The sequence below is a fragment of the Desulforhopalus vacuolatus genome (genome assembly GCF_016918505.1).
Classification (GTDB): domain Bacteria; phylum Desulfobacterota; class Desulfobulbia; order Desulfobulbales; family Desulfocapsaceae; genus Desulforhopalus; species Desulforhopalus vacuolatus.
Map to the genome: position 1 here is coordinate 46,084 of NZ_JAFFPZ010000014.1, position 16,180 is coordinate 62,263.

The window sequence follows — 16,180 nt, forward strand, 5'->3', positions numbered from 1 at the left end:
TACCCCGTTTTGTATCCTGTTTATCCATTCATGGTTACAAACGACAAAAGGAACCACGAATGGACACGAATTATTACTGAAAAAACCATAAGAGAATGCCCTTATGGTTGAATTCGGTCTGTTATTTACTTTGAGGTAATTGATTTTTTCCGTGTTCTTCCGTGTTTTCCGTGGGAGCAAACTGCATGAGAACTATGGCAATGTATTGTTTCTGCTTATCGGCCCATAAGGAGCAGGATCTGTTCTCATGTTCCAGGTAAACCACGGAATATGAGAGCGTAAAACGCTCAACCCCGACTTTCGGATGACTCCCAAAGTTGATTATCCTGGTGCAATGTACGGCTTAACTTCGGATACAAACGTTTTCGTTTAGTGCGTTGTCCCTGTTCGTGAAAATTCGTGTCCATTCGTGGTTACAAACTGCAAAAGGAATCACGAATGGACACGGATAAACACGAATTATTACTCATTCGTCATCGCCAAAAAAGATGTCTACGCAGTCGCGTTATCTGGTCAATACAAAGTGTAAATGGTATTACTGCGGTTACTTTATGGGTATCTTCTTAGAGAAGGCTGGCATTTTTTGCAGGGAATGACTCCTGAAAAATGAGTATATTGCAGTAAGGCAGAAAAAAATGCGGGAAAAAAGCATTCAACGCGTTCTCCTCGTCCTTTCTTCTTATAAATTTCCATGGTGTTGAAAACACGGAAAACTGCTCTGTAGAGGGGGCATTTCCTCTTCCAGCGGAAATTTCGAAAATCAAGGTGAACTTCATTCGTTTTCTTTTTCGGCAGTAGCAGGAATAATCATGCTTTGTGAATTGCGTATAAAAAATCTGGCACTGATTGAGGCGCTGGAGTTGAATTTTGAGCAGCCGGGCAGTGGAGCTGGTTCTCTGGTGGTAATGACTGGTGAGACTGGTGCGGGCAAATCGGTCATGCTCAGGGCTATTCATCTTCTTTCCGGCCGCCGCGCTTCAGTAGAGTGGATTCGCAGTGGTGAATCAAATTGCGAGGTTGAGGCTCTGTTTGAGATTGATTCGCATCATTGGCGCCTTCTCGAACGGTTGGAAGAGGGCGGTTTTGGTGGAAATACCAAACTCATTATTCGGCGGGTGCTGAGTGCAAACGGACGCAGTCGTTTCTATGTTAATGGTTCGCTGGCCACGGGAAAACTGGTTGGTGAGCTGGCAGTGGAACTGCTCAACGTTGCCAGTCAGCATGATCAGCAGCGTCTATTGCAGACCGGGGTTCATCTCGACCTCCTTGACACCATTGGTGATCTTCAGGGTCAGAAAAAGGCCTATACTGAGCACTACCGTCAGTGGCAGGAAAAGAAGGCAGAGATGGCGGTTCTTCTGCAGGAGGAGCAGGAAAAAGAGCAGCGGCTTGATCTCCTCCGCTTTCAGCTTGGTGAGATTCACGCTGCCAGCCTGCAGCCGCAGGAAGACGATGCACTGGTAGTGGAAAAAAAGCGGTTGAAGAACGGTCAGTCTCTGATGGAGTTGTGCAGGGAAAGCCATTATCTGCTCTCCGGTACACTGATGGATGAGTTGTCGCAGCTTCGTCAAAATGTTATTCAGATCGCGACGCTGGATGACACTGCTGATAAACTTGCTGAAGAAATAAGTGATTATACCTTCAAGGCGGAAGATCTGGTTCAGGAGCTGCGAAATTACCAGGGAAGTCTGGAGAGCAACCCGGTCCGGCTGGAACATATCCATGAGCGTCTTGATCTTCTTTCACAACTCAAACGCAAGTATGGCGAGACCCTTGAACAGATTTTCGAATTTGTCGCCAGCGGTGAGGAAGAACTGCAGCATTTGGAGAATATGGAGCGGGAGATGAATGCCCTTGCAGCTGAGGTGGCTGCGCTGGAGGAGGAAGTTTTTGTTCTCGGCAGTAAACTCAGCAGCATGCGTCGGAAGACGGCGATTGCCATGGAGGGCGCAATGGTGGATGAACTGGCTTCGCTGTCGTTTAATCGACCGATATTTGAAGTCAACTTTGCGGCTCCGGACATGTCTCGGGAGGGAGCTCTTGCTGTGGCAGGTCCTGACGGCTGGGATACCGTGGAGTTTTTTTTCTCGGCCAATCCTGGAGAGGCAGCACGGCCACTGGCAAAGATCGCCTCCGGCGGCGAGCTCTCCCGTCTGCTGCTTGCCATAAAGTGTCTTCTGGCAAAGAAAGATATGGTGGAGACGGTGATTTTTGATGAGGTTGATACCGGGATCGGTGGAGAGGCGGCCGAGGCTGTGGCGCGCAAGATACAGGAGCTGGCGGGACACCATCAGGTCTTCTGCATTACTCATCTGCCGCAGATTGCCGCCAGGGGCGGCCTGCATCTTGAAGTGGTGAAGTCGGTGCAGGGGGAGCGCACCCGCACTGATGTGAAGGTGCTTGGTAAAGAGGAGCGTGTTGTCGAGCTGGTGCGAATGCTGGCCGGAGATTCAGCCACTGAGCAGACGGAGGCCTGGGCTCGGGATCTTCTTGGAAAAAGAATGAAAAGGAGCAGTTTACGTGATTGAAGCAGTATCTGACAAGGTGAAGGCGCTGGCACTCTATTCCGGCGGTCTGGACTCTATTCTTGCCACCCGGGTGGTGATGGCCCAGGGAGTGGAGGTGGAGGCGGTACAGTTCGTAACCCCATTTTTTAATTATGATATTATAAGGGATATTCCAGCATATAAAGATTATGCATTAAAACAGTTTGGTATAAAAGTCCATGTCGAGGATATCAGCGAGCCGTACCTTGCCATGCTGCGGCATCCCGATCACGGATTCGGCAAAAACTTCAATCCCTGTATCGACTGTAAAATCATGATGATAACGAGGGCAAAGGAACTGCTTGTCGAGCGTGGTGCCTCTTTCCTTATTTCCGGAGAAGTGCTGGGTCAGCGCCCGATGTCACAGCGTCGCGATACGCTGAATGTTATTGAGCGCGATGCGGATGTCCATTCGCTTCTCCTGCGGCCGCTTTCGGCACAGTTCATGCCAGAGACTGAGGCGGAACTGCAGGGCTGGGTGGATCGTTCGCAGCTCTATGGCATCAGCGGTCGAGGGCGTTTTGACCAGATAGCTCTGGCGCGGAAAATGGGCATTACAAACTATCCCGCTCCAGCTGGAGGCTGTATTCTTACCGATCCAATTCTCAGCCGGAGAATCAAGGGGTTATACAGCAGAGTGAGTACCCTTGACAATGATTCCGTGAGTGTCGGCGATGTGCGTTCACTGTTAATCGGGCGACAGGTCCATCTCCCCTCGGGCGGGTGGCTGATTCTCGGACGGGATGAAAAAGAGAACGACTGCCTGGAACTGCTCGCCGGAACGCAGGATATGCTGCTCACCATGGAGGAGTGGCCAGGGCCGTCAGCAATCCTGAAAAAAGCGGAAGAGTACAGTGACAAGGAACAGCTTTCATCTGATATTGAGCTGTCCGCCTCTTTGATGGTACGCTACGCGCGAAAGATCCCGCCTGATGATTCCCGCCGTGGCCGGGCAGTTCTTGTTTTCCGGGGAGGAGACCGCAACTCTGTTCCGGAATCTCTTGAGGCAGAGCCGTATCCAACCGAGGAGTTTCGTAAGTGGATCCTGTAACAGCTTTCTGAAGCTGCACCATTGCAAACCTGCAGGAATCATTTTTTTTCAAATTTTTAAGAGGAGAATTCGCATGGCCAGAGAATCGAAACCCCTTGTTTTCTTTGAAGAGACAATGGAAAAACTTGATATTCGCACGGGAAGGATAATTACAGTAGAGCTGGAGACAAAAACGCCAAAACTGACGTATAAAATGACTATTGATTTTGGGAAATTTGGTACCAGAACGAGTTATGGGCGTTTTACAAAACATCCTGTTGAAGAGGTGAAAGACAGGCTTGTTCTCGCTGTCCTGAACTTCGGTCCCAAAAAGATGGGGCTGGTTACATCAGAAGTTTTGGTTTTGGGCGTGCAATATCCAAAGGCTGACAGTGGCGAGGCAACTTTTGTCTCTCCTGCGGTAAATGCGAAAATCGGCAGCAAACTTTTTTGAAACGCTGAGATGCAGCCAGTTGTATAACCGCTGGTGGCAACGCATGGAGAAAAGTAAAGGGACCCTAAAGCAAAAAAGCAAAAAAACGACAAATCCTGCACAACACACCGAATTCTCTCTGCGGGTCGGAATACAGTCATCCTGATTTGAAGAAACATCTTTCGGCAACCCCTTAAAAACAGGCACAAAATGACTATTACCAGAACATATGAAAAGATGGGCCTGCTCTATCTCGGTCGTGAACTTGATATGAACGGTGTCCCCGCTGGCGAAGCCCCCTTTCTCTATAAAAATAAAGATCTCACCACCCACGGAATCATCATCGGTATGACCGGCTCCGGTAAGACTGGCCTCGGCATTGATTTGATTGAAGAGGTGAGCATGGACGGGGTTCCCTCCATTATCATCGACCCGAAGGGCGATATGGGGAACCTGATGCTCACTTTTCCCGAGTGTCGGGCGGAGGATTTTCAACCCTGGGTTGATCCGACTGAGGCAACCCGCAGGGAACTCTCGGTGGAGGCCTTTGCCGAGCGTACCGCCACGCAGTGGCGTGAAGGACTTTCCGAGTGGGGAGAGGATCTGAGTCGTATCGGCGAACTGCGCAGGCGTACGGAGGTGGCCATCTATACTCCGGGAAGCTCTGCGGGGCTGCCGGTGTCGGTTCTTTCCAGCTTTGAGGCCCCTTCGCAGGATGTGATGGACGATGCCGACACTCTTCACAGCATGGTCAGCGCCACCGTCACCAGTTTGCTGGCGCTCATTGGTGTCAGGGGGGATCCGCTGCAGAGCCGCGAGCACATTCTGCTCAGTTCCCTGCTCCTTCACCACTGGCGGCGTGGCGAATCGCCGAATATGGAACGGCTTATCGGAGACATCGTCAGCCCTCCGTTTGACAAGGTGGGTGTTTTCCCGCTGGAGAGTTTTTACCCGCAGTCCGAACGCATGAAGCTGGCTGTTGCCCTGAACAATATCATCGCCAGTCCTGGCTTTGCCGCCTGGATGCAGGGCGAGCCGCTTGATATCCAGCATTTGCTCTACAGCAGCGATGGTCGGCCGCGTACCGTTATCTTCTCCATCTCCCATCTCACCGACGACGAACGGATGTTTTTCGTCACCATGCTGTTGAACGCCTTCATTGGCTGGATGCGTCGCCAGCAGGGCGCTTCATCTCTGAAGGCGCTGCTCTATATGGATGAGATCTTCGGCTATTTTCCGCCTACCGCCAATCCTCCGTCGAAAAAACCGATGATGATGCTGCTCAAACAGGCGCGTGCCTTCGGTGTGGGAGTGGTACTGGCAACGCAGAATCCAGTGGATCTTGACTATCGAGGCCTGGCCAATATCGGTTCGTGGTTTGTTGGCCGCCTGCAGACCCGGCAGGACCAGGACCGCGTGGTCGAGGGAATTGTCGGGGCCAGCGATGGCAACGTGAAGACGGTTGAGGTGCGGCGGATGCTGGCCAGTATGAAGGGCCGGCAGTTTTTGCTTAACTCCGTTTACCTTGAAGAGCCGGTGCTCTTTGAAACACGCTGGGTGATGAGTTATCTGAAAGGGCCGATGAGTAAGAATGACATCAGGCGGTTGATGAAAAATCGGCAGGTTACAGAAAGTCTTCCCCCGGGTGAAAATCGTCCATCAATGACTGCATCCCGTGATGCGGGGAGTACGGGCATGGCTCCGGTATTTAAAAGAGAAATGGCGCAGCGCTACCATCTTGCCTCTCCTGTTGAGGTTCCGGATTTTGATCCGTGGCTCGGTTTCATCGCTTCGGTGCGGTATTATGACGCGCGTCGCAATATTGACATTGTGGAGTCATGGAACCGCCGCCTTTATCTTGACAGGCAGTGGAGTCGTCCCGACTGGGACCTGCTGGAAGAGGTCTCGTCTCCGGATGACTGGGCGATGAGTGCGCCGGAAGGGGCGAAATACTATCCGCTGCCAGGGGCATTAAGTGCGCTGTCGAGTCTGCACCCGCTGGAGAAGGAGTATGCCGACTGGCTGTATCAAAACCGGAGGCTGGAGCTGTTTCGGGTGAAGGATTTGCGGCTGGAATCAACTCCTGGAGAAACTGAGGCTGATTTTATGGTGCGGGTGGGGGATTGTCTGCGCGACCGCAGGGAGCAGGCTGTGGAAAAACTGCGCCAGCAGTACGAAGTGAAACAGAAACGGCTGGAGGATCGGCTGGAAAAAGCTCTGGTAAAGGTAGAGAAGGAAAAACAGGATGTACAGACAAAGACTGCTGACACTCTCATTTCCTTTGGCACTGCAGTCCTTGGCGCATTCTTTGGCCGCAGGGCTTTCTCTGCCACCAATATCCGCCAGGCAGCCACCGGTGTGCGTGGAGTGGGCCGGGTTTCACGGGAGCGCGGTGACGTAAAACGGGCCGAGGACGAGGTTCTCCGCCTGAGGGAGGATATTGACATGATGGCCACCGAGATTGAGGAAAAGGTAACTGACCTCAGTAAAGAATATGCCGTCGAAAACTATACGACAGAGGTTTTTGCCATCAAGCCCCGCCGTGCGGATATTTTTGATCTGGAGGTGGTGTTGTTGTGGGAAACAGTATGAAAATGAATTGCAGAGTATAATGGAGAATGGAGTATGAAATATATTGGAGCCCACGTTTCCGCTGCTGGCGGAGTTGCCAATGCCCCTGTTAATGCCGCCGCCATCGGCGCAACAGCTTTTGCTTTCTTTACGAAAAATCAGCGTCAATGGAAAGCAAAGCCGCTGACGGAGAAAGATATCGATGATTTTAAGGCGGCCTGTGAACAGTATGGATTTACTCCGGCACAAATTCTACCGCACGATTCCTATCTAATCAATCCTGGTCACCCGGAAGATGAGGCGCTGGCGAAGTCTCGCACCGCCTTTAACGATGAGATGCTGCGCTGTCATCAGCTTGGCCTGCACTTACTCAACTTTCATCCTGGAAGCCACCTGAAAAAAATTGAGAAAGAGGCGTGTCTCGCCCGCATCGCCGAGTCTGTCAACCTGGCCCACGAAGAGGTGCCGGATGTGTGTACGGTGATTGAGAATACCGCAGGACAGGGAACGAATCTCGGCTGGCGCCTGGAAGAGATTGCCGCCATTATTGATGGCGTAAAAGAGAAAGAGAGGGTTGGGGTATGTATTGATACCTGCCACTTTTTTGCAGCAGGGTATGATTTGACCAGCGCGAAGGCCTGTACGAAGAGCTTTGCCGAGTTCGACCGCATCATCGGTTTTAAATATCTTAAAGGGATGCATCTTAACGATGCAAAGTCTACCCTTGGCAGCCATGTGGATCGCCACGACAGTATTGGCAAGGGGAATATTAGTGCGGAGTGTTTCCGCTGGCTGATGGCTGACAGCCGTTTCGACGGTATTCCGCTGGTGCTTGAGACTGTGGAACCGAAGATCTGGCCACAGGAAATTGCCCAGCTCAAGAGGTGGGCGGGGCAGCCTCCTCTTTCTACTCAATAACGAGATCGCGCAGTTCATTTTCGTCAGCTTTATTGGGCGGAAAGTGCTGTGCGGTCAGCAGGCCGATCTGTGTTACGGCCTTGCAAATCGCACCACTGTTGTGCTTTTTCCTGACGGTTACCGTCAGATTGTTGAAACTGTTCTTCCACTCTTCTTTTCCCCTTTTCCCCTTTTTGTATCCCCCCCTCATCGCCGGGGAGCCACGTCTGCTGTTCCAGTATTGAGGTGTATACAGTACACTCTATTCACCGCTGCTGTGTGGTGCAGGGGATGTGGACTGTACCGATGGACAGAATGTTCATGAGGTCTTCCTCAGATTGAATGTGCAGCAGGAGAAAAAATATTTGAAGAATATCGTATTGTTCAGATCCGGTCTCGTTATTTCCTGACGGAAAGAGCTGTAGAAATATGGTAATAAAAAGTATTTACCATGCAATGCGACTGAATCAAACCCAAGTGAGGATCTCTCCATGAAAAAAATACGTGCGATGCGTGATCCACGACTGCACACGGTCGTTTTTCTTTCTCTTCTCTGCCTGGTCTTCTGTTGCCTCTACTTTTTCGTGGTGTATAACCGTGCCACGGTGGAACTAAATCTTGAGATACATGATGCCCCGAAGGGCAGTCGAGTACGCATTTTTTTCGCCTCCGGGGAGCAGAGTTGGTCGGAATTGCGTTCTGTGGCAGTTCATATCAGGCCAGGGCTGGTCGTTTATAGTTTTCCTTTGCCCAGCCTCAGGAAAGTGGAACGGTTGCGTATCGATACCCATAATTACGCGGGAGAGGCAAAACTGTCCAGCTTCAGAATGATTCAACCGGGCCATACACCGATTGAGCTGAATGCTGCTGAACTTTCCACCCGTCTTCATCCCCTTGTTGCCGGGACTCAGATTGAACTGCAGGGGAAGACGGTGCTGGTGCGTTCTTCTGACAACGATCCGCAGCTTGAAATTTTTCCACAGCAGGGTTTTGTCGGCCAGGACTGGGGAATACTGCTGCCGCGTTTTCTGGTGATCTGCTGCGGGGTGCTGTTGATCTGGTTCGGGGGGAGACGTCTGGTGCCGGGAGTGGCCTTTGTACCGATGCTGCTTTTCGGTGTCTGGTGCCTTGCACTGGTCATGGCACTGCAGAGCCGGAACAATGCCCACCCGGATGAGTATGTCCATCTGGCGGCGCAGAAATATTATGAGAGCCACTGGCTGCCGCCAGCGGTGGACAATCCGGAAATCGCCTGTACTTTCAGCGTATATGGTAACTCAAGGCTCTCAAGCAAAGAAATTTATTATCTGTTCGCGGGCAGGTTCACCCGAGCAACCGCCTTCCTTCAACTGCCTTCCCCCCTGGACAGACGAGCTTTCCAGCTTTTTCTTCTCAGTCTTATTCTGCTTGCCACCATGCGCAGTACCTGTGCCCGGTTGACTGCTCTACCCCTGTTGCTGACCTCACAGAGCTGGTATCTCTTCAGTTACTGCAACTCCGATGCTTTTTCGCTTTTCATGGCCTGGCTGGTGGGGTGGCAGGTAGTGGATAAGGAAAGTGTGCTGCAGCGCTTTCTCTTCTATGAAGGCAGGTGGCGGATTCTGGGGGTGGTACTGGCGGGCATCGGCGCCGGGGTGGTGTTTATGATTAAACAGAATTATCTGCCCTTTACGGTGCTGGTCTGTCTGCTCCTCCTGCTGCAGCTCTATCGTGAACAGAGGTCGAAGGAGTCCACGTGGATGGCGTTGAGACGGCTGGTGGCAATTGGTCTGATCGGTGCGGCATTTTTCGGTTTGCGGATCGGGCTTGACAACTACATCAACGACGGGCAACTGGCCGAAAAGCAGCTCGCCATGCAGCGAAAATATGCCCAGCCTGCCTGGCATCCTGATACGCCTCCCGAGGAGCGCATAGGTTCTCTCGGCTTGAGAGCGAAGGGGGTGAGCTGGAAGCAGGCGCTGCGTGACAAGTTCTGGTTTGAGAAGAGTTTTCGCAGCGGTTTTGGGGAGTTCGGCTACTCCTGTATTTCCGGGCCGGTGCGGTGGTACAACCTTGTGCGCTGGTGTGCTGGAGCCTTTTTCTTCTTTTTCTTTCTCTATTATTTTTACCGTGGAAATTTCGCCGAAAATATTACGGCGCTGGGGGTCCTTGCCTTCAGTGCAGCACTGATTGTGGTCTCTTTTATTCACTCCTGGACGATGGATTTTCAGCCCCAGGGCCGCTACCTTTTTCCCATTTTGTCGATGTTTGCACTGCTCTGCGGATTACAGGGAAAGGTGTTGGAACGACGGCTGGTACTGGTGCCGCTGACAGTACTGTTTGTGCTCGGAGTGTGGTTTTTTGTCTTTATCGGGTTGAGCGGGATTGCGAAGGCATGACACCATTTCTATTAAGTTATGACCGTAATAAATGCCATTTTCACTTTCTATTGGCGAATGTAAAGGCAGGGGGATGGGAAACAGGAGAAAGGAGACGGGAGACAGGGAAAAGCAAAAGACGGAACAGCGAAAAACTTTAAAAAAATATTTCCACGCAGTTGCGTTATCTGGTTAATACAAAATGTAAATGGTATGAGATGGCGCAGGAATTTTTTTTCCCGTTTTTACTGATATCTGCGACCGGAGACCTCAAGCCAGCCACCAGGATGACTCGGAGTGTCAGAGGCATGGGTCCAGTGCAATACTCCGCCCTTGTCATTCCAGATATACTCACCGGAGAAGCTGATCAGATCACCTTTTTTCAGCCCCTTGATCTTCGGAGCAAGGTCAATGTTATGGGCAATTTTCACCGTTTTTGCTGCACCGTTGACAGTGATGAGAAATTGCTGGTGGCGCGGAGGATGGGTATCATCCCGCAGCAGTTTCACAACCCGGCCTTCACCTGTCACCTGTATGTGGTCGGCGCGATTGCGGATCGCGTTGCTTATGGAGAGTGGTGCACTGGTCAGTTGCGGTGCGGGCTGGAGGCGTTCTGAGCGGATCTGCGGTGCAGGCACGGTCGGTTCATTCTGAAACCGTTCTACGGCAAACAGCGCGAGGGCGATGAGCAGAACGATGAGCGGACGGGAGAGTCTTGAGAAATTCATGACAGTTTTCCGGGGAATTTTTTGGGGTGAACAACATTCGAAATCAGCCTGGCGCAGTACTGAATTGCACGTCATATTGAAAAAGTTTCATCCGTACAGCTCTTTGAATTCGCGTCTGGAAGGTGTAATATCAAAAATTGGTGTATTATTCAAGGAAACCTCCCTTTGGAACAGAGCCATGCCCTTCGTCCCCGTTATTGGAAAATCGATTAAGAAGCAGCTTGAGGAACGAGAACGTATCTGCCTTTCACCTCTTGCCACATTAAACTGTAACAGTGCTGGCAGGCGCAAACCCGAACCGGAGGTGGAGGAGGATATTCGTCTCCCGTTCCAACGCGACCGCGACCGCATTATTCACAGCAAAACCTTCCGCCGTCTCAAACACAAAACTCAGGTTTTTCTCGCCCCCACCGGCGATCACTACCGCACTCGACTCACCCATGTACTTGAAGTCTCGCAGATCTCCCGTACAATCAGCGTTGCTCTCTGTCTCAATGATGCGCTCACTGAGGCCATTGCCCTCGGTCATGACCTTGGGCATACTCCTTTCGGTCACGCTGGAGAGACTGCTCTCAACGAAATGCATCCCGGCGGTTTTCGCCATTATGTGCATAGTCTGCGGGTCGTCGATTTTCTGGAAAACAACGGACGCGGGTTGAATCTTACCCACGAGGTGCGCAATGGTATTATCTGCCATTCCAAGGGGCGGGGACCCATTATTCCGATACAGCGTTCCCGGCTGGCGCGTACACTCGAAGGACAGGTGGTGCGTCTCGGCGATATTATTGGCTATCTCAATCATGACATGGATGATGCTCTGCGGGCGGGGATACTCCAGGAAAATGACCTGCCGGCAAGTATCGTCAAGGTGGTCGGTGCCAATCATTCAAAGCGTATCGGAGCGATGGTCCGTGATCTTATTGTTGAGACTCTTACCGCCAATGACGGGAATCTGCACATCAGTGACAAGATGCTTGTTGCCCTTGACGAACTGCGAACTTTTCTCTTTGACCGGGTCTATACCTATCCGGCTGTGCACCGCGAATTCCTCAAGGCCAGGCGGATCATCCGTGACCTCTATGACTGGTTTCTTGAGAACGGTCTTGTTCAACTTACTGAACAGGGACTGCGGCCGGTGGACGGTTGTGAACACTGGGAAAGCGAGAAGATCGCACACCGTAAGGTATGCGATTATATTGCCGGAATGACTGATCGTTACGCCCTCTCCATCTATCGCCATATTTTTATTCCGGAGCCGTGGAACGTGCGGTGAGTCAGCATGCGGCACTGCTTGCAAAGTGCTGTTTTCAATGTATATTCACAGGCCTGCTGTTTTATCCATGCAGGAAATCCTGTATTTAAACTCCGCCGATACGCGGTATTTACGGGCAACGTGAAGATTTAATGAAAATCTTTCATTCTTCAAGGGCCCCTTATCTCAAACTGGACACAATTTTTACGATGACAGAGCAACAGAATCTCCTCCGTAAAGGGTATGAATTTAAGGAAGTGGAAGAAAAATGGCTCAACCGCTGGCTGGCGGCAGGAGCCTTTTCGGCAAAAATGGAGGAGGAAAAGGAGAGTTTCTCCGTGGTCATTCCGCCGCCTAATGTCACCGGAGTTCTCCATGTGGGCCATGCCCTGAACAATACGCTGCAGGACATACTGGTGCGATATCATCGCATGTGTGGTGACAATACCCTGTGGGTTCCTGGTACTGATCATGCGGGTATTGCCACCCAGAACGTATTGGAGAGGCAGCTTGCCACAGAGGGAAAAACCCGGGATGATCTTGGCCGTGATGCCTTTATCAAAAGGGTGTGGGAGTGGCGCGAAGAGAAGGGCGGAACCATTATCAATCAGCTCAAACGGCTGGGTGCCTCCTGTGACTGGGACCGTGAGCGCTTTACCATGGATGAAGGGCTGTCTAAAGCGGTACGCGAGGTATTTGTGCGCCTTTATGAAGAGGGGCTTATTTACAAAGGCGACTATATCGTTAACTGGTGTCCCCGGTGTCATACGGCGCTGGCCGATGATGAAGTGGAACACGAGGATGAACACGGGAAGCTCTACCATGTCCGCTATCCTTATGCCGACGGTTCCGGTTCAGTGGTTATCGCAACCACCCGTCCGGAAACCATCCCTGGAGATATGGCGGTAGCGGTGCATCCCGACGATGAGCGCTATGCCCATCTTGGTGCTATCGGTATTAAACTGCCGTTGACCGACAGGGTGCTGCCGGTGGTGTTTGACCATCACGTTGACCGTGAGTTCGGGACGGGAGCGCTGAAGGTTACTCCTTCCCATGACCGGAACGATTATGAGATCGGCCTGCGTCATGATTTGCCGCGACTGAAGATCATGGACGATTACGGCAAGATGAATGAGAACGCCGGAAAGTATGCCGGAATGGATCGTTTTGACTGTCGTAAAGCTATTGTGGAAGACCTTGAAAAGGAGGGCTTCCTCGTTAAAATAGAGGATTACGAGCACGCCGTCGGGCACTGCTACCGGTGCAAGACGGTCATTGAACCGATCACCTCGCTGCAGTGGTTTGTTTCGGTGAAACCGCTTGCCGCAGAAGCTGTGAAGGCTGTGCGTGAGGGGCGGATCAATATCTATCCGAAAAACTGGTACAACAGCTTCTATTCGTGGATGGATAATATCCGTGACTGGTGTATTTCCCGACAGATCTGGTGGGGGCACCGTATTCCCGCGTGGACCTGCGATACGTGCGGCGAGATTATCGTTGCCACTGAAGATCCGACCAGCTGCCCCAAATGCGGGGCAAGCGAACTTACCCAGGAACGGGATGTGCTTGATACCTGGTTCTCCTCGGCTCTCTGGCCCTTCTCGACACTGGGCTGGCCGGAGCAGACAAAGGAGCTGGAAACTTTTTATCCCACCTCAATCCTTATCACAAGTTTTGATATCCTCTTCTTCTGGGTAGCGCGGATGATGATGATGGGGCTGCATTTCATGGATGAAGTGCCGTTTCATGATGTCTATCTCCATGCCCTTGTGCGGGACAAGTTTGGTAAGAAAATGTCAAAATCCACCGGCAACGTTATTGATCCGCTGGTGGTTATGGACGAATACGGCACCGATGCCATGCGTTTTACCCTTACTGCCTTTGCTGCGCAGGGACGGGAGATTAAACTGGATGAGGAGCGTATTGAAGGGTATCGACATTTTATCAACAAGATCTGGAATGCTGCCCGCTTCGCTCTGATGCATGTCAGCGACTGTGGACCGGAGGTGAAGGATGCTCTTGCCGAGCCGGAAAAACTTCCGCTGGCTCACCAGTGGATACTCAGCCGGGCCAATGAAACCGTGCGAGAGGTTCGTCTGGCGCTGGATGAGTATCGTTTCAACGATGTGGCCAGCCTCAATTACCAGTTTATCTGGAAGGAATTCTGCGACTGGTATCTGGAGTGGATCAAGGCGGATCTCTTCAGCAAAGATGAAACGGCGAAAAAACAGGCGCGTGGGGTGTTACTGGAGGTGCTGGAAACGGTGCTCAAGCTGATGCATCCGATTACACCATACGTTACCGAAGAGATCTGGTCGGTACTGCCCGGGGAGCGCGGATTGCTGATTCTTGCTGATTTCCCGGTGGTTCAGGAGGTGCGTAAAAACGACACCGCTGTCGCTGAGATGGAAACCCTTATGGGGGTTATCACCGGGATTCGCAATATTCGCAGTGAGGCGGATGTGCATCCCTCGACGAAGATCAATGTGATTGTTCACTGCCCGGCGGAAGCAATAACGGTATTTATCCAGAAGTACGAAGCGGCAATCAGCGATATGACCCGCCTTGCCAGCCTGAGGGTGGAGACCGGCGGTGAAAAACCGGTTGATGCGGCAACTTATATTTTTGGTGAGATTGAGATCTTTGCGCCGCTCAAAGGATTAGTTGATGTGGATGCGGAACTTGCCAAACTGGTACGAGAGCACAAGAAGATTGATGGCAAAATGAAGCAGATTACCGGCAAGCTTGGCAACGAGAAATTTCTTGCCAATGCCCCTGCAGATGTAGTGGAGAAGGTGCAGGGAGAGAAGGCTGAGCTGGAGGCAAAGCTGGCTAAAATCGTTGAGGCGGAGAAGCGCTTTCGCAACATGTTATAAAGGTACCCGTAAAAGATGTTGCACGGCGGTATACGATTGCAGGCGATGCCTCCAGAGTTCCGGAGAAAAAACTTATCAAATTTATTAAAAAAATACTTGATAATTGCTGTCTGTTTTGTGATATTGAACATTAAGTCAGCGAAAAGTGCTCCAAAAACAAGGCTGAGGTGCTTGGAATTATGCTGATATTGGCAGCTTCGGAATTAGAATTGTAATAAGGGAACCTTGAAAAAGCCTGCATGGGTATTCAAGGTACCCATAAGTAAGTAAGTGAGGCAAACCAATGCGTTGTCCCAAGTGTGGCTATATCTCTTTTGATCAAGTTGACAAGTGTCTGCGTTGTGGAAAAAATATTAAAAGCACTTCTGTTGAAGTGAATGGCAGTGCTTATAACGTTCCCGCACCCGGTTACCTGGTGTTTGATGTTCATGAAAGACGTGAGCAAAATGATGCCGACTTCTCGGAGGAAATTGTTCTCAGTGAAGAAGACCGGGAGACAGCAGACCTTGTTGATTTTGACTTTGGTCATGAGAGCAGCGAAGTTCCTGTGGAGGTAAATCTCGACAGTGTCGAAGAAGTGGCTGATGATGATGCTGCTGCTGCTGCTGATGAAATTGAGATGGATATGAATTTCTTCGAAGAAAAGGGTGCCGTTCTCGAAGCTTCCACCCCTGCTTTGGATAATGATTCGAAAGAAGAGGGGATTGCCTTCGACTTTGATACTCCGTCTGCTGAACCGGTTGCTCCTGCCGAAGACATTCCGGAAGAGGTTGAAGAAGTCAAAAAGGTGTCTGATAAGGCTGAGGAGATCGAATTTAGTGATGTTGGACTTGATCTGTTCGATGATACTGAAGAGCCTGCCCTGACACCGGCTCATGACAGCAGTGAACTCTCTATGGATGACTTTGATATGGATCTTGATCTCGGTGATCTTGATCTCGGTTTGGACGATGAAAAGAAAAAATGAAAGAAAAGATTGAAACCACTAGAAAAATTGTTGACACACTTTGAATAGTTGTGTAAATAACTGACTTCCGACGCAGAACAAACGCAACAACATAGAGTACAGCAACAACATAGAGTACAAAAGGTGCCGGGATAGCTCAGTCGGTAGAGCAACGGACTGAAAATCCGTGTGTCCCTGGTTCGATTCCTGGTCCCGGCACCATATATGATTTAACAAAAAAGCGTTTAAGGCATGCATGCCTTAAACGCTTTTTTGTTTTCATCTGAGATGAACTTTAAACCCACACTGGTGATTTCCGAATCCGGGCAAGGCCATTGCCTGAAAGCCTTGTAACACCATTCCTATTAAGTTGTGACCTTACTTGATGCCATTTTCACTTTCTATTGGCGAATGTAAAGGCAGGGGGACGGGAAACAGGAGAAAGGAGACGGGAGACAGGGAAAAGCAAAAGACGGAACAGCGAAAAACTTTTTGCCAAAGGAAAGCTCTAAACATGCGAATAAAGGCAAAAAACTTTAAAAAA

Annotated in this window: 11 protein-coding genes and 1 tRNA gene; 10 read left to right on the forward strand and 2 right to left on the reverse strand. The window is 50.8% G+C overall.

Features of this window, described 5'->3' with window-relative positions; genetic code table 11:
- The first annotated feature begins 809 nt into the window (after positions 1-809).
- The 5 genes from recN (at position 810) to nfo (ending at position 7,498) form a co-directional block, all read left to right on the forward strand.
- A complete protein-coding gene (gene recN, locus JWG39_RS10095) occupies positions 810-2,528 on the forward strand; it encodes a DNA repair protein RecN (RefSeq protein WP_205219272.1) in 1,719 nt (572 codons plus the stop codon).
- Positions 2,521-3,597: a thiamine biosynthesis protein gene (locus JWG39_RS10100; protein ID WP_205219273.1), complete on the forward strand. Its 1,077-nt coding sequence runs from the start codon at positions 2,521-2,523 to the stop codon at positions 3,595-3,597. The genes recN and JWG39_RS10100 overlap by 8 nt, the downstream gene beginning before the upstream one ends.
- A 73-nt stretch (positions 3,598-3,670) precedes the next feature.
- Positions 3,671-4,030: a hypothetical protein gene (locus JWG39_RS10105; protein ID WP_205219274.1), complete on the forward strand. Its 360-nt coding sequence runs from the start codon at positions 3,671-3,673 to the stop codon at positions 4,028-4,030.
- Between the two features lie 189 nt (positions 4,031-4,219).
- A complete protein-coding gene (locus tag JWG39_RS10110; RefSeq protein ID WP_205219275.1) occupies positions 4,220-6,601 on the forward strand; it encodes an ATP-binding protein in 2,382 nt (793 codons plus the stop codon).
- Between the two features lie 33 nt (positions 6,602-6,634).
- The gene (gene nfo, locus JWG39_RS10115; protein ID WP_205219276.1) at positions 6,635-7,498 is read left to right on the forward strand and encodes a deoxyribonuclease IV; all 864 of its coding nucleotides are present in this window, start codon (positions 6,635-6,637) and stop codon (positions 7,496-7,498) included.
- On the opposite strand, the gene JWG39_RS10120 is transcribed toward nfo, so the two are convergent.
- Positions 7,488-7,688, reverse strand: coding sequence for a hypothetical protein (locus tag JWG39_RS10120; RefSeq protein ID WP_205219277.1), 201 nt, complete (start codon positions 7,686-7,688; stop codon positions 7,488-7,490). The genes nfo and JWG39_RS10120 overlap by 11 nt on opposite strands.
- A 280-nt stretch (positions 7,689-7,968) precedes the next feature.
- Here JWG39_RS10120 and JWG39_RS10125 point away from each other — a divergent pair, with 280 nt between their 5' ends.
- Complete coding sequence (locus JWG39_RS10125) at positions 7,969-9,855, forward strand: hypothetical protein (protein ID WP_205219278.1); 1,887 nt, start codon at positions 7,969-7,971, stop codon at positions 9,853-9,855.
- A 224-nt stretch (positions 9,856-10,079) separates the two neighbouring features.
- Here JWG39_RS10125 and JWG39_RS10130 read toward each other — a convergent pair whose 3' ends face one another.
- On the reverse strand, positions 10,080-10,562 hold the full coding sequence (locus tag JWG39_RS10130; protein WP_205219279.1) for a DUF3465 domain-containing protein: 483 nt from the start codon (positions 10,560-10,562) through the stop codon (positions 10,080-10,082).
- Positions 10,563-10,740: 178 nt separating this feature from the next.
- On the opposite strand from JWG39_RS10130, the gene JWG39_RS10135 reads away from it, so the two are divergent.
- From JWG39_RS10135 to JWG39_RS10150, 4 genes are all read left to right on the forward strand, one after another.
- A complete protein-coding gene (locus JWG39_RS10135; RefSeq protein WP_205219280.1) occupies positions 10,741-11,835 on the forward strand; it encodes a deoxyguanosinetriphosphate triphosphohydrolase in 1,095 nt (364 codons plus the stop codon).
- 188 nt (positions 11,836-12,023) lie between these two features.
- Positions 12,024-14,690 carry a valine--tRNA ligase gene (locus JWG39_RS10140; RefSeq protein ID WP_205219281.1) on the forward strand — a complete coding sequence of 889 codons (2,667 nt, stop codon included), beginning with the start codon at positions 12,024-12,026 and terminating at the stop codon, positions 14,688-14,690.
- A gap of 283 nt (positions 14,691-14,973) precedes the next feature.
- Complete coding sequence (locus JWG39_RS10145; RefSeq protein ID WP_205219282.1) at positions 14,974-15,657, forward strand: hypothetical protein; 684 nt, start codon at positions 14,974-14,976, stop codon at positions 15,655-15,657.
- A 125-nt stretch (positions 15,658-15,782) separates the two neighbouring features.
- A tRNA-Phe gene (locus JWG39_RS10150) sits at positions 15,783-15,858 on the forward strand.
- Positions 15,859-16,180: the final 322 nt, after the last annotated feature.